Here is a 17,781-nt window from a genome sequence, read left to right on the forward strand (position 1 = left end):
TTACATCTTTATCAACCAATTTTCAATAATCTGACGTTATTCTTTAAATTTGCAATATGTTGTTAAACTGCTATCAGGAAGAATTATTAGAGGCTGGGTGTGATGAAGCTGGAAGAGGTTGCCTCGCTGGTCCTGTTTTTGCCGCGGCGGTAATATTGCCAAAAGGTTTTGTGTTAGAAGGATTAAATGATTCTAAACAGTTATCGCATGAGCAAAGGGCCGCTCTGAGACCTATAATAGAACAGGAAGCTTTAGCTTGGGCCGTAGCTTCTTGTGATCATGAAGAGATAGACAGGATCAATATTTTAAATGCTTCGTTTTTGGCCATGCACAGGGCGATTGAAAAATTACATACCCAACCGAAATACCTGGTAATTGATGGCAACCGTTTCAAAACCTATCCGCAAATTCCACACAGTTGCATTGTGAAGGGCGATGGTAAATATCTAAATATCGCCGCCGCTTCTATATTGGCGAAAACCCACCGCGATGAATTTATGACCAATCTGCATACCAATTATCCGCATTACAATTGGCAGCAGAACAAGGGATACCCAACAATTGCACACCGCAAGGCTGTAATTGAAATCGGGTTATCGCCTTTTCACCGCAAAACTTTTAATGTGAGCGATCCCCAGTTAGAACTGTTTTCAAAAAACGCCTAAAATTTCGTATTTTCACAACATTGTGAAAATTCTGTTGATTACTAAGCGGGTTCCCTTTCCGCCAAATAGTGGTTATCCTATCGTGGTTTATAATACCATAAAAGGTTTGCTGCAACTTGGTGCAGATATTACTTTGTTTAGCCTCAACCCAACAAAAGGAAGAATCGATATCGAAGATATTTACGATCCTATTTTTGAACAGATTAAATATCATACCTACGATTTAGATACAGATGTAAATGTATGGTCGGCATTTTTTAATATTTTCACTAACGAATCTTATAATGTTTCCCGTTATTACAGCGAAGATGCCGCCCGCCAGTTAGAAAATCTTTTACGGGAAAATGTGTTTGATATTATTCAATTTGAGGGGCTTTTTGTTGTTCCTTATCTGGATGTGGTTAAGGCAAACAGTAATGCTAAGCTTATTTATAGGGCACACAATATCGAATTTACCCTTTGGGAACGTCTTTCTCATTCAGAAAAGTTTCTTATTAGGCGTAAATATTTAGCTTTTTTAGCCCAGCGGCTTAAAGCATACGAAACTGATCAGATTAACCGTTTCCACCATATTTTTGCCATTTCGGAGCCCGATCGACAAAGTATATTAATGTTCGGCTGCGAAATTCCGATGTCGGTTTTCCCCGTTGCCATCGATTTAGAAAAATATAAAGTAGATAAAACCAAAACCAGTTTTCCTACACTGTTTCATTTAGGTGCCATGGACTGGCGACCAAATCAGGAAGGATTAGAATGGTTTTTGGATGATATCTGGCCAGATATCGAAAAACTAAATAAAGATCTTCGTTTTTATATCGCAGGAAAAAACATGCAGAAACATTTCTTCGAATACGATTCAGAAAATCTGATTGTAGAAGGTGAGGTTTTTGATGCAGTAGAATTTATGAATTCGAAGGCAATTATGATTGTCCCTTTAATTTCTGGCACCGGAATGCGGGTAAAGATTATTGAAGGTATGGCTATGAAAAAATGCATCATAGCTACCACTACTGCCGCAGAGGGAATTAATTGCAGGCATGGCCATGACATTTTAATTGCTGATTCTGCAGATGAATTTTACCGGTCGATTTTACAATGTATCATTAACCCTAAACGTTGGGTAGAAATAGGAGAGAACGCCCGTAAAACAGTAGAAAACGACCATGGTGTTCATTTAATCTCCAGTAAAATGCTGAAGATTTACGAAGAATTGGTGAGTGCCTAGCCGTATAGAGTTGACAACTTTTCTATGCACTTAGAAAGAAAAGTTGTCAACTCTGGAAATCTCTTTAATAAATGCTGAAACAAGTTTATCATGACGGACGAATAGAAAAACCATCCAAAATCTCCTTAAAATTAACCTCAAAATTTTATCTTTTTCTTAGTACTTTTGCACCCCAAGAAGAATAGCGAATAAAGCCGTCATCATTCACAGAATATCAGCTATACTGGCTTCATTATCATAAAAAATAAAATTTACGGATGAAAAACACCGCATTAACAGAAAAACACATCGCTTTAGGCGCTAAAATGGTTCCATTTGCAGGTTACAATATGCCTGTTACTTACGAAGGTATTAATGCCGAACATGCAACTGTTCGTAACGGCGTTGGTGTTTTTGATGTAAGCCACATGGGCGAATTTATTCTGAAAGGTGAAAACGCATTAGATCTTATTCAACGCGTAACCAGTAACGATGCTTCTAAATTATATGATGGAAAAGTCCAGTATTCTTGTTTGCCGAATAAAGATGGCGGTATTGTTGATGATCTTTTGGTTTACAAAATAGATGACAAAACCTATATGTTAGTGGTAAACGCATCAAACATCGAAAAAGATTGGAACTGGATTCAGCAATTCAATTCGAAAGATGTAGAAATGCACAATATTTCTGATCAAACCTCTCTTTTAGCCATTCAAGGACCAAAAGCAGCAGATGCTTTACAAACATTAACTGATGTTGATTTGGCATCAATGGAGTATTACACTTTCGTTAAAGGTACCTTTGCTAGTGTTGATAATGTAGTTATTTCTGCAACAGGTTATACCGGCGCTGGAGGTTTCGAGATTTATTTCGAAAACCAATACGCCGATCAAATTTGGGATGCTATTTTTAAAGCAGGTGCGCCATACAACATTCAGCCAATAGGCTTAGGTGCCCGCGATACTTTGCGTTTGGAAATGGGTTTCTGTTTATATGGAAATGATATTGATGATACTACCTCGCCTATTGAAGCAGGTTTAGGTTGGATTACTAAATTTTCCAAATCTTTTACCAATTCAGAGGCATTATTGGCCCAAAAAGAAGCTGGTATTCAAAAGAAATTGGTTGGTTTTGAAATGATCGATCGTGGTATTCCACGCCATGATTATGAAATTGCTGATGCCGAAGGAAATATTATCGGTAAAGTGACTTCTGGTACCCAGGCACCTTCTTTGCAAAAAGCAATAGGTATGGGCTACATTGCAAAAGATTTCGCTAAAGAAGGAACTGAAGTTTTTATTTTAATCCGCAATACGCCAATTAAAGCTAAAGTGGTTAAGTTTCCTTTTTATAAATAAGATTTGAGACAATAGACATGAGATTTGAGACGGTTTGACCGCTAAAATCTCATATCCCATATCTCACACCTCATATCTCGTCAAATGTCAAAAAAAATAGAAGTTTGTTTAACACCAGCCTTGATTGATTTATATGATATCGAACAAAGCATTGTGGTGGTTATCGATATTTTAAGAGCCACATCATCTATTACCTACGGGATAGATAATGGTGCTGAAGCGATTATTCCCGTAGCTCAGGTAAAAGATTGTTTAAACTATCGCGATAGCGGATTTTTATTGGCAGCAGAACGAAATGGAGAGGTAGTAGCAGGCTATGATTTCGGCAACTCGCCATTTTCTTATACCCATGAAAAAGTAAACGGAAAAACGGTCGTTTTAACTACTACCAATGGAACTAAGGCCTTGCATTTGGCTCAGAAAAGGGCTTATCAGGTTGTAATCGGGTCTTTCCTGAACTTAGATTCACTTTGCGATTATTTGAAAAGCCAGGATAAGAGTGTACTTTTGCTTTGCGCCGGTTGGAAAGATCAGTTCAATTTAGAGGATACTCTTTTTGCGGGTGCTGTGGTAAATAATCTCCGTCAAAATTTCGAACATTTTGATGATTCTAGCGTGGCTGCAGAAGATTTGTATGCCTTAGCTAAAGCAGATCTGAGGAAATACCTTCACAAATCATCACATAGCCATCGTTTGGCCCAGTTGAATATAGAAGAAGATGTTGTTTTCTGTTTGCAGTTAAATATTTGCAAAACAATTCCAGTACTGGAAGGCGAGCGTTTGGTGGCCTTAAAAAATTAAAAGCTAAAATTTAAGCCCAGCAATACTGCATTTTTTCTGAAACTTGCTCCATTAAATTGAGTTTCCTCTGTTGGTCTACTATTAAAATAAGCTTTATCTACACCAGAATAAGTGTTGATGTTATTGATTTTATAGTCAACTTCTAACCGTAAACTTTTGTTTAATGGTATAGCCAGATTGATATCGCCACTTAATGAAAAGGAATTTGCCTTATGTGTAAAGCTTACAGGTTTTGCAAAATCAGGAATTAAATTCCAGTTGGCTTTTGCCGAATAAATATAAAAACCGCTTAAAACTGTGGCACCTATACTGAATTTCTGCATTTTAAGAACAAGTTCTGCTCCAAAATCGAATCCTTTATATCTTGCTACATACGTAGAGTTTAAGCCTTTACTGTCAGGATTAGTTGCACTTTCTAACAAATGAAATTTTTGCTGATGATATGAAAGTCCAACAATTGGATTGATGTTAAAATCGCCAAATTTGAACAGTTGGTAACTGAGCTGTAAATCGGCATCGTATAAATAACCCTTATCTGCGTTGAGCAGATCGAAATAAAAAGCACTTTGCCGGTTATCATCTGCATAATCGGTATCTTCTGCCTCTCCCTTGGTTATGCTGCTATATTGGTTAGCGGCTTTAATACTAAGCCGCTCGGTAATATTGTATTTAATGTCTAAGCCAAAACCAGGCCCTTTAAGATTTTTCCAGATGAGTTCTGATAATACATTCGGATTGGTTCCGGCCGCATTACCTGCAATAGACCAATCAAATCTTGATTGTTGAATGCCTGCATAAGGCTTTACCTCCCATTTATGGGGGGTATCTTGTGCCGATGCAGTTTGATAGAATAAAAAGAGTGTTAAGCAGGCTAAAAATGGTTTGATAAAGGAAATCCGCAAAGCGATCAGCATATCTGTTTTTATTTTATAACAGCAAAATACACATAGTGGTTACTTAAAACCACTATATGTAATAATTTATTTTCTAAAATGGATATACTGAAGCGATAAATGATTTATCAGTAGGTGATAATACGGTATTCCATCCCACTTCGAAATCACCGATGGTTAATTCGTTTGGAACCGAATAGTGCATGATCGAATATTTATCGTAAGCGCTATAATTGGTTTGTGTGGTACTGTATTTTGCAAATAAGTTATTGTCTACATCGGCCTGGCTCCAGTAATTTGGTGCAGCAGCATAATAGGCATAAACAGCAGGTTTATCCCATGGAATAGCCACTAATGGATGTTGGTGCTCATGGATCAATCCTAAGGCATGGCCGAATTCATGGATTACCACGCGGCTATATTCAGAATCTGCTGTAGTTGCAGTTAACCAACCATAGTTCATAGTTGCACCGGTGCTGGGCGTTGATTTCCCAATGTACGACCAAGATCCATCCCCGCTTACAAAACTTACCCTGATTTTGGCTGTATTGTCGTTTGTTACAAAGTTGAATTTGATGTTGGCATATTGTTCCCACGCTTTCGCATATTGGATTACTTTAGCCCTGATGGCTGCTGTGCTTCCGTTTAAGCTTACTTTAATCGTAGTTCCCGGAATCCATTTTGTTGACTTTAGAACGGCGCCTCTCGGGGTAGTTCCATCCAATGATCTCTCTGTACAGATCTGGATGTCGCCAAGGGGATTAACAGCAGATAATTCAGGTTTTTGTAAATCTGCCGTCTCTGTAGGTTTTTCTTTTTTACATGCGAATAATACTGTGGTTAGCGCCAGGGCAGTTAATAGGGTTTTATTTAATTTTAAGAATTTCATGTTTAGGTTTTTTTTAGGTAAAAATTAATGATCTGTATTTGAATGGAAATCAAGTTAGAAGATCGTAAAAACAGGAATTCTTCTTTGAAAAAGAATAATCAGGTTGAAAAACATAGATAGACATTTAGGTTTAATTTTCTCTGCATTTGCAAAGTATAATCCTAAAGTAAAATAATATTATATCAACGCCAAGAGAATTGTAATATTTTTATTGCATATGTGTATTTTTTACACTCATTAATTTGTTTAATATAAACTATTTTATTGTAGTTTAAATATTACGTACGGCAAGAAATAAGCAAGTGAATCCAGTTGTTATTTTGTAATTAATTCAGAAATGGTTGGACTATTTTTAATCGTAATCAAGGCTTCTTCGTGTGCCAGCCAATAAATATCTTCTGCACGTTTCATATCGAATGTACTAATAGCCCCTAAACCTTTTGGTTCGATTAATACGTTACAGAATTTTGCTTTCCTTTCCATGTCGTGGTTAATAGACATTATACCGGCACGCCCCATTAAATTGGTAATCCCGGTAATTTTATCAACTGGTTTAAGGTGGTTACAAGACGAACCTATAATGAAATCGCAGTCATCCATTAAAGGTTCAACCGGGAAATTATTTAAAATGCCGCCGTCTACATACATCTGGCCATCAATCATAATGGGTTTAAAAATGCCTGGTATACAGCTAGAGGCATGAATAGCCCTAATAAGCGGTCCTTTTGTAAAATAAACCAATCGGCCTTCGCTAAAATTTACGGCAGCAATGGTTAAAGGTATTTTTAGCTTTTCAATTGAATCTTCCGGAAAATATTCCTTTAAAATCAGAGAAGTGTTTTCGATGTTGATTAAACCCAGAGAACCCACCGCCGGACGAACGAAGCGCCAGAGTTTCGTTTTAAGGAAAATATTCAAACCTTCCTCCGGATCTATGCCAGCGGCAAAAAAGGCCCCGGCTATTGCTCCTGCACTTGTTCCGCTAATGTGACTAAAGGTAATGCCTAAATTGCTAAAGGCTTTTAAAACGCCTAAATGTGCTATTCCCCTAATGCCTCCGCCTGATAATACAATGCCAACTTTCATAGGGTTAATTTAGATGATTACTTTAAAGTTCAACTGATCGATTTTATTGCTTAATTGTGGCATTGTTCTGGCTTGTAAACTGATAACTAAAAACCGCAAACTGATAACTATCTCTGTTGTTTCGGTTTGTACTTCGATTGATTTAAAATTTTCTGTGTATCGTTATCTACCATTAATTGTTGTAAAGTAACATCAGGGTGTTCTTTCATATATTTTCTTACAATTTGCCAACCCATCCATACACCCAATTTTGGTGCCGAATCTCTATTTTCACCTAAACCTGGCGTAAAAGGTCCTTCAGATAAAAACACCTGGATTTTTTGATAGTCGGTTTCGTACAGGTAATTGTTCTCCAAAAAATATGCCCAAATATCGCCTTCAAAATTTTGTGCCCAGTCTAACTGTTGTTGGGTGTATCCGATTTTGGTAGAATCGCTTAAGCTTTCAGGTAAAACCTGATCTAAGAAGTATAAAATCTTTCCCTGGAAGATCATTTTAGACAACAGGGTTCTATTGTCATCAGGCTCTGCAAAAAGTTCTTCGTGGGCGTAGGTTTCTGCTACACGCGGCACAATATATTCAGGTGCAAACCTCCTCGAAAGGTATAAGGGCACACTCTGAACAATAGCCCTATAAAATTTGCTGTCTTTTCCCAAAAACATATCCAAACCAATACCCAGATAGTTATCGCCTACGGGCATTTGGTAAGCAAAACCGGAAGCAAAAGAAATAAATTTAGGAATCTTCGCGTTCGGATAATAATATTTAATGTATTTAAAAGTCTCGCTTAATCCTTCTTCCTGCACTTTTAAGTTTGGAAAAACACTATCTACTTCTTTGCTTAAATCGGTATAAGCTTGGTCGCGGTACAAATTGGCCAACGATTCGGTGTTAGCGTATTTACTGTCCAGAATCCGGTGGATAAAATCGTCATAAAACACACCATATTTTGAACTAAGCTGTTTATCTACCTCAATAACATTTTTGTTTTTTCCGGCAAATAGCTCGTTATCAAATCTTTCGATTTTAATGTTTACCTGTATATTGCTTACATCGGGCCTGTTGCTTTGCCTGCAGGAAATAAATGTGACGGCAAAAAGAAAAATTAGATAAATTTGCCAGTGTTTTACGTTATACATCATGTACAACAAATATATATAAACACCCTATAGCATGAAAAAAATATCGACCGTTTTAATTTTATCTCTTTTAAGTATTGGCGCATGGGCGCAAAATTCTCCTTTAACCAATTACGGTTTTAGGTTAGGTTTAACCGCTACGCCGACTTTTGGTTGGGTTAAACCTGAACAAGGAAAAACAGACGGAATAGCTTTGGGCTTTTCTTATGGATTAATTGGTGATTTTAATTTTGCCCCGAATTATAGTTTTTCTACTGCGCTAACCATCACTTCGATAAATGGTAAAAGTACAGAGGCAAATGTTCTGCCTTACTATAGCGCGAGCAGTAGCGCTGCACCGAAAGCTTACGATTTAAAATACAAACTACAATATGTAGACTTGCCTTTAACCATTAAACTAAAAACAGTTAAGGCTGATGGAAAACGCTGGTATGGTCAGTTTGGATTGTCTAATTCAATCAACATCAGTGCTAAGCAAGATGCTGTAACAGGCGGAACGGTTGTTGGCGATAATTTAAATGTATCCGATAACATTAAACTTTACCGTGCCGGATTAATCATCGGTGGCGGCGGCGAATTTGATATTTCGGGTAATACCAGTATCGTAGCTGGTTTAACTTTTAATAACGGTTTCACTAATATTGTAACAGATAAAGCCAGAGATGTTAGAAACCATTATTTGGCACTTAATTTCGGTGTATTCTTTTAATCTGGATATTTGTTTTGATACTCACTACTTGATACATTAAATATGAAAATAGCACTAGCACAACTCAATTACCATATCGGGAACTTCAAGGCGAACACGAAAAAAATAACCGAAAATATTCAATTGGCGAAAGATAAAGGCGCAGATCTGGTTGTTTTTGCCGAGCTTGCTATCTGTGGCTATCCGCCAAGAGATTTTTTGGAGTTTGATGAGTTTATCTTATTGTGCGAAACTGCCGCTCAGGAGATAGCCAAACACTGTACAGATATCGCCTGTATTGTGGGCCTACCTATTAAAAACGAAGTGTTACAGGGAAAAGACCTGTTTAATGCTGCCTATTTCATCGAAGAAGGGAAAGTTAAAGCCGTGGTTAAAAAAGCACTTTTACCTACTTACGATGTATTTGATGAATACCGTTATTTCGAACCTGCCACGCAATTTAACTGTATCGATTTTAAGGGTAAAAAAATTGCCCTCACCATTTGCGAAGATCTGTGGAATATCAACGATAATCCACTATATGTTTCTAATCCAATGGATGAGCTGATTAAGGAGCAACCAGATGTGATGATTAATATTGCTGCATCTCCTTTCTCTTACACCCATGATGATGAACGCATTAAAGTATTGGCCGATAATGCAAAAAAGTACAACCTGCCTGTATTTTATGTAAACCAGGTTGGCGCACAGACAGAAATTATTTTTGATGGCGGTTCTTTAGTTTTTGATGCTGATGGAGCCATGAAAGCAGAGATGAAATATTTTGAAGAAGACCTTCAGGTTTTTGATCTGGAAGAGGTTGAAAATGTGCGTAATAAATATCCCCAATCGGAAAGATTGACCGATATTGAGCAGATTCACGACGCGTTGATTTTAGGTATAAAAGATTATTTCAGTAAATCTGGTTTCAGTAAAGCCGTTTTGGGCTTATCAGGTGGGATCGACTCCGCTGTGGTTTGCGCTTTGGCCTGTCGTGCGTTAGGCCCTGAGAATGTAATGGCCGTTTTAATGCCTTCTAAATTCTCTTCCGATCATTCCGTTCAAGATGCTTTAGATTTGGTTAACAATATTGGTTGTATGCACGAAATTGTGCCTATTAAAGAAGTTGCAGAAGCTTTCGATCATATACTAGCACCAGCCTTTAAGGGTTTGCCCTTTAACCTTGCTGAAGAAAATGTGCAGGCCCGCATCCGTGGCATTATTAATATGGCCATGAGTAACAAGTTTGGCTATATTTTATTGAATACATCGAACAAAAGCGAGTGTGCTGTTGGTTATGGCACTTTATATGGAGATATGTGTGGCGCTATTGGGGTAATAGGCGATGTGTATAAAATGCAGGTTTTTGAGCTGGCAAGGTACATTAACAAAGAAAGAGAAATTATTCCGGTCAATACCATTGTTAAACCACCATCTGCAGAGTTGAGGCCCGATCAAAAAGATTCTGATTCCTTGCCTGAATATGAAATACTTGATAAAATATTATATCAGCACATCGAAAAGAAACAAGGCTCAAAAGCCATTATTGCTCAAGGATTTGATGAAGCATTGGTGCTGCGGATTCTAAAAATGGTAAACATTGCAGAATTTAAACGCTATCAAACACCACCTATTTTAAGGGTATCGCCAAAAGCATTTGGCATGGGCAGAAGAATGCCGATTGTAGGGAAATATATGGCTTAGGCTGTTGAAAGGTTTAAACGTTTAAAAGTTATTTTGATTGTTCAATTGTGAATTGCCAATTGAAAACTGTTTACTTGTTGGTTAAACGGTTAATTGTTTAAGCTGTGAATTGTAGACGAGTCGTCATCTCGACTGAAGCGCAGTGGAATGGAGATCTCTCTCTAGACAGATTTCTCGACTACGTTGCACTCCGCTCGAAATGACGATCTATTACCGGTCCGCCATCACATTTTACGCTAAAGTCGCATCAACGGTAATCGTTGTGTTTAATAATTTAGATATTGGGCAGTTTTTTTCCGCATCTGCTACCAGTTCATCAAACTTTTCTTGTGTTAAATTAGGAACAGAAGCGGTTAGGGTTAAGTGTGATTCTACAATTTCGCCTTTTGATGGATCCAGGTTAATTTCGCATTTGGTTTCCAATTTATCTGCTGTAAATCCGGCTTCAGTTAGGTTAGCTGATAATTTCATTGTAAAACAGCCTGCGTGCGCAGCAGCAATTAATTCTTCTGGATTTGTGCCAACACCTTCTGCAAAGCGGGAATTAAAAGAATATTGAGTATTATTTAAAGTGGTACTTTGTGTAGTGATGTTACCATTACCTTCTTTAATAGAGCCTTGCCATACGGCTGTTGCATTTCTTTTCATGATTGGATTTTATTTTTAGATTGTTTAACACCTAAAGATAAAAATATGTTTGTTTAAAGGTGGCAATTCTTTGTTAAGAAATTCCTGTATTCAAATCATTTTCAAATATTGTTTCAAAAAAAGAAGCTGCTTCAGAGAAACAGCTTCCATTGCATTACGATCTTTTTAGGTTATTTATCTGATTTTTAATTATAAAGGGTACAATACTGCGGTAGCCTGTTTATCCTTTGCTGATAAAACAGTAGCGCCGCTTCCACATTGTCCGCCGTTCATTAATGATAATGCATCGGTTCCTCCAACCCCAGGTACATTAATGGTTGTAGATTGGTTAGTGTGTTTAAATGAAATGGTATGCCCAAATTCATGTGTTATGGTTCTCGTACGTTGTGCAAAAGAATTGTTTTGGATCAGGTTCTGGTTAATCCAAACCGTATTGCCAGCCTTACCGTTGGAGGTTGATAAATAAGCCTGTCCGCATGTAGAACTTCCAATGGTATTATCTACTTTAATTAGGATATCATAAATAGTACCTGTAGTAATTACAAATTTGATTTTCGAGTTTGGTACGGTATTCCATTGGTTAATTGCAGAATTGATTTCGCTGATCATGCCGTTTATCGAAGGGTCGACTTTAACGCGTATATTAGTGCTATTGGTTACAATATATCCATTATAATATTGTTCTGTTATCGGTTTTCCATTATCGGCAGGAACTTCCATGGTTTTGCTAAACACGATATCGCCGTCTACAACGTAATTATCTCCGCTTTCTACAATCTGTGCATCTGTAAATCCAAGATTTTTGATGTAGGCAAGAACTTTTTGATTTTGAACGGTTTCTTTTTCCTGATCTGCTGGTAGCTCATTCTTTTTCGAGCACGAGATTACCATTACTGAGAGCAATGCAATCAGCATAGTTTTTGTTAATAAGTGTTTCATAGTTTAGGTTTTTGGTTTAGATCGTAATATGCTGCAATTGAGTATTACATAAATATAATACAAAAAATACATATTTGTATTTTTATGCGTATTTATTTTGTATTCTTAATTAGCCATGGATCTTGCTTGCTAACCTAATCTACCTCTTGTTTTAGTCTGTTACTTCTAATCGACTGGAAAAGCAATATACCTACACCAATCATGATCGAAATATCAGCAAAATTGAAAACACCTGTTTGGAAGAGGTAAAAGTCCATATGCATAAAATCGGTCACTGATCCGTGAACAATCCGATCGTATAAGTTGCCAATTCCGCCGCCTATCAGAAAACACAAAGCAATTTGCATACTCATTGGTAAATTGCGTTTGGCAAAGAGGAAATATAATCCATAACCCAAAAATAGTAATGGCAAGCCTGTTAAAATAATGAGTCTGAAAATATAGGGCATATTATCGCCAAGACTTAAGAATGCACCACTATTTTCTACTTTGGTTAAGGTAAAACGGTCTTTTATAATGCTGATGTGTTCGTAATCGCTGATCTCTGTACGCACAATTTTTTTAGAAATCTGATCGCAACCGAAATTTAATGTGAGCAGTAATAATAAAACAGACCACCTAAGGTTTTTAAACTGTTGCATGTTTTTATAATTAGAAATTTAATGGTATGTTAATTCCATTTCTGGAATTATTAATTCTTTACTTATTTCTGGTATTAGCTTTTTAAGGTATGCTTCTTTTTCCTCGTCGGCATTTATAAAATACCAATTTTTACCAGAGTTATAAGATATGCAAAGGAGATAATTTATAGCCCTAGCTTTTTTATCCTTAATTTTCACTTCAGAAATTTGCGGCAGTATACATTGAACTATATGTGCAGATCTGATTATTTGTTGAGGGGTTCCGGTGTTGATCTTGATATAAGATACACCTTTATCTGCAACAAAATTCATCGCCTTTCTAAGCACTGTTTTTGCAGAGTCAATCCCGCCCATAAGCCCAATAATTTTGGGATGTGTATATTTGAATAGCGTTTGGTAATCATTATTGTTATACGCGACTAACATCGCATTTGATTGTTTATTCAAACTATCTAAATAAACTTGGGCTTTAACTTTAAGTTCAACAAATAATAACAGAAAGCAAACGAGTATTTTCAGTTTTTTACCCATTTTCTATAAGGAATAATCAAGGCTAAGATAACCGCTAAAACACATAATATTTTTGCAATAATATCTCCACTTTTTACGTAAAAAGTAATCTCGTCATTTAGGTTAATGTTGGCCTTTATTGCAGTCCTTGTCCACCATTTGGTGCTTTGTGTTACGTCGCCACGCTGATTAATGAAACAGGAGATTCCAGTATTTGCAGAACGGGCCACATCACGATGGGTTTCAATTGCCCTGAGCTTAGCGTACATCATGTGCTGGTCTTTACCAGAGGTATTTCCCCACCAGCCATCATTAGTGATAATAGCAATAAATTGCGCACCATCTTTAACCTGCTCACCGATCCAGTCTCCCCATAAACTTTCGTAACAAACTACTGGAGCAGCGCCAATGCCGCTTTGTGCATAAAGTACACTTGGCTTTTCCTGCCAACCCCAACCACCAACTGTTCCACCCAATTGCGCAAAAACACCATCTAAAAAAGAAAATACTTTTGGGAAAGGCATTTTCTCTACGCCAGGAACCAACTTAGATTTATGGTAAAACTGAACATTAGCAGAGTTTTCAACTTGCATGGCAGAATTATAGTTGTCAAAATACATTCCGTTTTGATGTAGCTTTGCTGATACCGTTCTTTTATCTTCGTACCACTTAACACTTTCTATTCCTGTAATCAGGGTGCCGTTTTTATATTTGTTTAAGAAGTTTTGTAAACTAATGAAGTCAGGATTGTTTCTGATCTTATCCTCATCTGCATAATTTGGTATAGCGGTTTCCGGCCAGATAAAATATTCAGTGTTGGTTTGTCCGATCGAATCAGATAAATGAGTTAGTATCTTAATCTGTTCAGCTGGGGGAATATTCTCCAGTTTTTGATAAGGATCGATATTCGGTTGAACCACCACTACATTACTAGGTGTACCTTTTTGTTCGGCGGTAAAGTATTTTGTTAATGAAATGCCGATTGGAATAATTACCACCAAAGCCCAGATTCCTGCGGTTCTAAACCGTAGATAACCTGTTTGCGATTTAAATTTCTTATAGGCTTCAAAAGCGAGGATATTGCTCACTAAAATCCACAATGAACCTCCATAAATACCGGTATAATCGTACCATTGTGCCAGCTGATGCATTCCTGCTAAACCATTACCTAAAGTCATCCAAGGAAAAGCTAAATCCCAGGTTTGTTGCAAATACTCTAATGCGATATAAAAGGCAATTAACCCAAGGTACGCGGTCTTTTTATTTACGTATTTGCCCAATCGATAGTATAACCAAAAAGCAAAAGTCATTAAAAGTGCACCTAATCCATAAGGAATTAAAGAAACGGGAAGGGCTACTGCCGGACCATTATAGGCACTTATCGCATTGTACACCCAATAAATTGATGCCGTATTCCAAACTAAAAAAGTTAAGCCTGCAGTCAAGAAGATTCTTTTTCCCTGCTTTTTTTTAGCATTGCCTGAAATAGAATTGAGTGCAATGAATAAAGGCACCAGACCGATCAACAACAAAGGTGTGGTAAAAGGCATTGGTGGCCAGGCTAGCCAAAGCAAAAATGCACTTAAGAGGGCGAGGAGGTAAGTTTGTTTAGATTTCATATAAGATTACTTGTCATTCTGACGCAGGAAGAATCTCTATGCGACAGAAAACTGACCTTGTTTTTGTTAACGTAAGTGCAGTACGGTTGTGTTAAAGATGCTTCGTGCCTCAGCATGACAGGGGTTTACTTACAAACTATCTAAAATATTTGCTTTTTTAGCTTCGTATTCTTCCTGAGTAATCAGGTGTTTATCGTACAAAGTTTTAAGCTTGCGTAATTTTAATGTGGTTTCATCTTCTGGCTCTTCTACAACTTCAGCGATCTGAATAACAGGTTGCACTGGCTCAGGAGTTGGTTCGTAAGCAGGGATTTCGGCAAGGGGCTGCGCATTTAAATTAATGGGAGACGCTGTAGCACGGTTTTCTTCCAGTTTTTGCTGACGGAGCATTTCCTTGTACTCATCCAATTGCTGGTTCGCAGCCTGATGTAATTTACGCGCCTGTACTTTCGGAATAAATTCGGTTACGATGTTTTCGCCATGTTGTGGTACACAGATAAATTTAGAACCAAAAAATTCTTCTTTAAATGAAACCTCTTTAATGCTTTTCCACGAAATATCTTTAAAGTTCATGGTTAAGCCTAAATTACCTGGCTCGCAATAAAAAATGCGTTTATTCGAAATCGCGATGCTATCTGGTAACAAATTTACCGCTGGTTTTTTCTGTACAGCTAAATATAAAAGTTCTTCGCCTGCTGTTAAAAGGTCGTTTAATTTTCCAATAACTTTTTCAACCGCTTTTGGGTCTTGTTCGTCACTCAGAAATCTATCTATGCTAATCATAATATTTTTAAATTGTTGTGTTGGTTACGTTTTTGATGCTACTCTTCAGCAGCTTCATATTTGTTTTTGCTTTTAATATTGGGTTTCCCCGCTATGCAAATTACAAATTCTCCTTTTAAAGTATTGTTTTCAAAATGTGATTTTATTTCCACCAAAGTTCCACGAACAGTTTCTTCGAACATCTTGGTAAGCTCTCTACTTACCGACGCCTGTCTATCAGCTCCAAGATACTGTGCAAATTCCTCTAAAGTTTTTAATAAACGGTGTGGACTTTCATAAAGTATAATGGTGCGGTCTTCTTCGGCCAATTTTTTAAACTTTGTTTGTCTGCCTTTTTTAACTGGCAAAAAACCTTCAAAACAGAATGCATCTGCAGGTAGGCCTGAGTTAACCAAAGCAGGCACAAAAGCCGTTGCGCCTGGTAAACATTCTACTGCAATATCGTTTTTAATCGCTTCGCGTACCAAGAAAAAACCCGGATCGGAAATGGCAGGTGTTCCGGCATCAGATATTAAAGCAATTTTCTGCCCTTCATTTAGAAACTTGATGATTTCTGAAGTGGCTTTATGTTCATTGTGCTGGTGGTGAGAAAAAACCCTTTTATCGATGCCGAAGTGTTTAAGCATTGGAGCACTGGTGCGGGTATCTTCAGCGAGGATTAAATCGCATTCTTTTAATATACGGATTGCCCTAAAGGTCATATCCTCCAAATTGCCTATGGGCGTTGGTACGAGAAATAGTTTGCCATCCATATTTTTCTGTGTCCGTCATTGCGAGAAGGAACGACGAAGCAATCTTTTTGTTGGGAGATTGCCGCAAGCGTTCGCAATGACGACTTAATTATTATCTTTGCTTAAAAAATTAAATAATGCTGCAAGTTAACTATATCCGCGAAAATAGAGAGAAAGTTTTAGAACGTTTAAGTATCCGCAATTTTAAACAGCCGGAACTGGTAGATGAAATCATCAAAATTGATGAGGATCGCCGTTCTACACAAACTTCCCTGGATAATATTTCTGCTGAAGCGAATGCAGCTGCCAAACAAATTGGCGATTTAATGCGTACTGGTAAAAAAGAAGAGGCTGAGGCAATTAAAGCACAAACGGCTTCTCATAAAGAAAATATTAAAAACCTGAGCGATAAATTAAATGAGCTGGAAGCTGCCCAGCATAATTTAATTGTTCAGCTGCCAAATTTACCATACCATTTGGTAAAACAAGGATCTACGGCAGAAGAAAACGAGGTTGTTCTAACACATGGAGCGCCTGCTAAATTACCAAACAAGGCTTTGCCGCACTGGGAATTGGCTGCGAAATATGATATTATCGATTTCGAGTTGGGTGTGAAAATTACTGGTGCAGGTTTTCCGGTTTATAAAGGAAAAGGGGCAAAGTTACAGCGTGCCTTGATTAATTTCTTTTTAGATCATGCTACTGAAGCAGGTTATAAAGAGATGCAGGTACCTCATTTGGTTAATGCGGCTTCGGGTTTTGGCACCGGACAGTTGCCAGATAAAGAAGGTCAGATGTATCATTCAACTGTTGATGATTTATATTTAATTCCAACAGCCGAAGTTCCGGTAACCAATTTATACCGTGATGTAATTGTTAAGGAAGAAGACCTTCCTATTAAAAATACCGCTTATACACCATGTTTCCGTAGAGAAGCAGGTTCATATGGTGCACATGTACGTGGTTTAAATCGTTTACACCAGTTTGATAAGGTTGAAGTGGTCCAGATTACACATCCTGATAAATCTTACGAAACCTTAGAAGATATGAGCCAATATGTTCAGTCTTTATTAAAGGAGTTGGGATTACATTACCGTGTGTTGCGTTTATGCGGTGGCGATATGGGCTTTACTTCTGCCATGACATACGATATGGAGGTTTGGAGTGCTGCCCAGGAGCGTTGGTTAGAAGTTTCTTCTGTATCAAATTTCGAAACTTATCAGAGTAACCGTTTAAAATTACGTTTTAAAGGAAAAGAAGGTAAGGCACAACTGGCTCACTCATTAAACGGAAGCGCATTGGCACTACCGCGTATTGTAGCTTCTATTTTAGAAAACTACCAAACCGAAGACGGAATTAAAATTCCGGAAGCTTTAGTGAAATATACCGGTTTTGATATTATTGATTAATCAGGGAAACTAATGAAGTTTCAATGGGCTTGTGCGCATTGAACTTCGTTAGTTTTGCTTAGGCCGTGCGCGGA

At 37.5% G+C, this 17,781-nt stretch carries 18 protein-coding genes; 7 read left to right on the plus strand and 11 right to left on the minus strand.

The genetic code is table 11. The features are described from left to right. Nucleotides 1–56 precede the first annotated feature (56 nt). From ACTJKN_RS12735 to ACTJKN_RS12750, 4 genes are all read left to right on the plus strand, one after another. Nucleotides 57–665 (plus strand): ribonuclease HII, encoded by a 609-nt coding sequence (locus tag ACTJKN_RS12735; protein WP_440825460.1) that lies wholly within the window; start codon nt 57–59, stop codon nt 663–665. Nucleotides 666–687: 22 nt separating this feature from the next. After that, nucleotides 688–1,890 (plus strand): glycosyltransferase family 4 protein, encoded by a 1,203-nt coding sequence (locus ACTJKN_RS12740; protein WP_440825462.1) that lies wholly within the window; start codon nt 688–690, stop codon nt 1,888–1,890. 257 nt (nt 1,891–2,147) lie between these two features. After that, nucleotides 2,148–3,227, plus strand: a complete 1,080-nt coding sequence (gcvT, locus tag ACTJKN_RS12745; protein ID WP_440825464.1) for a glycine cleavage system aminomethyltransferase GcvT — start codon at nt 2,148–2,150, stop codon at nt 3,225–3,227. An 84-nt stretch (nt 3,228–3,311) separates the two neighbouring features. Next, nucleotides 3,312–4,028: a 2-phosphosulfolactate phosphatase gene (locus ACTJKN_RS12750; protein WP_440825466.1), complete on the plus strand. Its 717-nt coding sequence runs from the start codon at nt 3,312–3,314 to the stop codon at nt 4,026–4,028. Here ACTJKN_RS12750 and ACTJKN_RS12755 read toward each other — a convergent pair. The 4 genes from ACTJKN_RS12755 to gldB form a co-directional block, all read right to left on the minus strand. Continuing rightward, a complete protein-coding gene (locus ACTJKN_RS12755; protein ID WP_440825467.1) occupies nt 4,025–4,942 on the minus strand; it encodes a hypothetical protein in 918 nt (305 codons plus the stop codon). The two genes, ACTJKN_RS12750 and ACTJKN_RS12755, sit on opposite strands and share 4 nt — an antisense overlap. A 73-nt stretch (nt 4,943–5,015) precedes the next feature. Next, nucleotides 5,016–5,810, minus strand: coding sequence for a M12 family metallopeptidase (locus tag ACTJKN_RS12760; protein WP_440825469.1), 795 nt, complete (start codon nt 5,808–5,810; stop codon nt 5,016–5,018). A gap of 315 nt (nt 5,811–6,125) precedes the next feature. Beyond that, a complete protein-coding gene (locus ACTJKN_RS12765; protein WP_057931344.1) occupies nt 6,126–6,896 on the minus strand; it encodes a patatin-like phospholipase family protein in 771 nt (256 codons plus the stop codon). Nucleotides 6,897–7,003: 107 nt separating this feature from the next. Then, on the minus strand, nt 7,004–8,038 hold the full coding sequence (gldB, locus tag ACTJKN_RS12770; RefSeq protein ID WP_440825471.1) for a gliding motility lipoprotein GldB: 1,035 nt from the start codon (nt 8,036–8,038) through the stop codon (nt 7,004–7,006). A 31-nt stretch (nt 8,039–8,069) separates the two neighbouring features. On the opposite strand from gldB, the gene ACTJKN_RS12775 reads away from it, so the two are divergent. Further along, nucleotides 8,070–8,744: a porin family protein gene (locus tag ACTJKN_RS12775; protein WP_440825473.1), complete on the plus strand. Its 675-nt coding sequence runs from the start codon at nt 8,070–8,072 to the stop codon at nt 8,742–8,744. A 42-nt stretch (nt 8,745–8,786) separates the two neighbouring features. Then, nucleotides 8,787–10,427 carry an NAD+ synthase gene (locus ACTJKN_RS12780; protein WP_440825474.1) on the plus strand — a complete coding sequence of 547 codons (1,641 nt, stop codon included), beginning with the start codon at nt 8,787–8,789 and terminating at the stop codon, nt 10,425–10,427. Between the two features lie 231 nt (nt 10,428–10,658). Here ACTJKN_RS12780 and ACTJKN_RS12785 read toward each other — a convergent pair whose 3' ends face one another. The 7 genes from ACTJKN_RS12785 to rsmI all read right to left on the minus strand — a co-directional run bounded on the left by ACTJKN_RS12785 (nt 10,659) and on the right by rsmI (nt 16,319). Then, nucleotides 10,659–11,075 (minus strand): OsmC family protein, encoded by a 417-nt coding sequence (locus ACTJKN_RS12785; RefSeq protein WP_086548955.1) that lies wholly within the window; start codon nt 11,073–11,075, stop codon nt 10,659–10,661. A gap of 189 nt (nt 11,076–11,264) precedes the next feature. Further along, nucleotides 11,265–12,014: a M57 family metalloprotease gene (locus ACTJKN_RS12790; RefSeq protein WP_440825476.1), complete on the minus strand. Its 750-nt coding sequence runs from the start codon at nt 12,012–12,014 to the stop codon at nt 11,265–11,267. 134 nt (nt 12,015–12,148) lie between these two features. Then, complete coding sequence (gene lspA, locus ACTJKN_RS12795; protein WP_440825478.1) at nt 12,149–12,655, minus strand: signal peptidase II; 507 nt, start codon at nt 12,653–12,655, stop codon at nt 12,149–12,151. An 18-nt stretch (nt 12,656–12,673) separates the two neighbouring features. Further along, nucleotides 12,674–13,186, minus strand: a complete 513-nt coding sequence (locus tag ACTJKN_RS12800; RefSeq protein ID WP_440825480.1) for a hypothetical protein — start codon at nt 13,184–13,186, stop codon at nt 12,674–12,676. Beyond that, a complete protein-coding gene (lnt, locus tag ACTJKN_RS12805) occupies nt 13,171–14,784 on the minus strand; it encodes an apolipoprotein N-acyltransferase (protein ID WP_440825482.1) in 1,614 nt (537 codons plus the stop codon). Before lnt ends, ACTJKN_RS12800 begins: the two co-directional genes overlap by 16 nt. 129 nt (nt 14,785–14,913) lie before the next feature. Beyond that, nucleotides 14,914–15,567 (minus strand): PH domain-containing protein, encoded by a 654-nt coding sequence (locus ACTJKN_RS12810; protein WP_057931336.1) that lies wholly within the window; start codon nt 15,565–15,567, stop codon nt 14,914–14,916. 38 nt (nt 15,568–15,605) lie between these two features. Next, a complete protein-coding gene (gene rsmI / locus ACTJKN_RS12815; RefSeq protein ID WP_131533856.1) occupies nt 15,606–16,319 on the minus strand; it encodes a 16S rRNA (cytidine(1402)-2'-O)-methyltransferase in 714 nt (237 codons plus the stop codon). A gap of 116 nt (nt 16,320–16,435) precedes the next feature. Here rsmI and serS point away from each other — a divergent pair, with 116 nt between their 5' ends. After that, nucleotides 16,436–17,707 (plus strand): serine--tRNA ligase, encoded by a 1,272-nt coding sequence (serS, locus tag ACTJKN_RS12820; protein WP_440825485.1) that lies wholly within the window; start codon nt 16,436–16,438, stop codon nt 17,705–17,707. Nucleotides 17,708–17,781 lie beyond the last annotated feature (74 nt).

Origin of the sequence: Pedobacter sp. 22163 (assembly GCF_052045595.1) — a bacterium.
Taxonomy (GTDB): Bacteria; Bacteroidota; Bacteroidia; order Sphingobacteriales; family Sphingobacteriaceae; genus Pedobacter.

Coding starts and splice junctions, on each gene's coding strand:
- ACTJKN_RS12800 (WP_440825480.1), bottom strand. CDS start 13,186: ATGGGTAAAAAACTGAAAATACTCGTTTGCTTTCTGTTATTATTTGTT.
- ACTJKN_RS12765 (WP_057931344.1), bottom strand. CDS start 6,896: ATGAAAGTTGGCATTGTATTATCAGGCGGAGGCATTAGGGGAATAGCA.
- serS (WP_440825485.1), top strand. CDS start 16,436: ATGCTGCAAGTTAACTATATCCGCGAAAATAGAGAGAAAGTTTTAGAA.
- ACTJKN_RS12755 (WP_440825467.1), bottom strand. CDS start 4,942: ATGCTGATCGCTTTGCGGATTTCCTTTATCAAACCATTTTTAGCCTGC.
- lspA (WP_440825478.1), bottom strand. CDS start 12,655: ATGCAACAGTTTAAAAACCTTAGGTGGTCTGTTTTATTATTACTGCTC.
- ACTJKN_RS12735 (WP_440825460.1), top strand. CDS start 57: ATGTTGTTAAACTGCTATCAGGAAGAATTATTAGAGGCTGGGTGTGAT.
- ACTJKN_RS12780 (WP_440825474.1), top strand. CDS start 8,787: ATGAAAATAGCACTAGCACAACTCAATTACCATATCGGGAACTTCAAG.
- ACTJKN_RS12750 (WP_440825466.1), top strand. CDS start 3,312: ATGTCAAAAAAAATAGAAGTTTGTTTAACACCAGCCTTGATTGATTTA.
- gcvT (WP_440825464.1), top strand. CDS start 2,148: ATGAAAAACACCGCATTAACAGAAAAACACATCGCTTTAGGCGCTAAA.
- lnt (WP_440825482.1), bottom strand. CDS start 14,784: ATGAAATCTAAACAAACTTACCTCCTCGCCCTCTTAAGTGCATTTTTG.
- ACTJKN_RS12760 (WP_440825469.1), bottom strand. CDS start 5,810: ATGAAATTCTTAAAATTAAATAAAACCCTATTAACTGCCCTGGCGCTA.
- ACTJKN_RS12785 (WP_086548955.1), bottom strand. CDS start 11,075: ATGAAAAGAAATGCAACAGCCGTATGGCAAGGCTCTATTAAAGAAGGT.
- gldB (WP_440825471.1), bottom strand. CDS start 8,038: ATGATGTATAACGTAAAACACTGGCAAATTTATCTAATTTTTCTTTTT.
- rsmI (WP_131533856.1), bottom strand. CDS start 16,319: ATGGATGGCAAACTATTTCTCGTACCAACGCCCATAGGCAATTTGGAG.
- ACTJKN_RS12790 (WP_440825476.1), bottom strand. CDS start 12,014: ATGAAACACTTATTAACAAAAACTATGCTGATTGCATTGCTCTCAGTA.
- ACTJKN_RS12775 (WP_440825473.1), top strand. CDS start 8,070: ATGAAAAAAATATCGACCGTTTTAATTTTATCTCTTTTAAGTATTGGC.
- ACTJKN_RS12810 (WP_057931336.1), bottom strand. CDS start 15,567: ATGATTAGCATAGATAGATTTCTGAGTGACGAACAAGACCCAAAAGCG.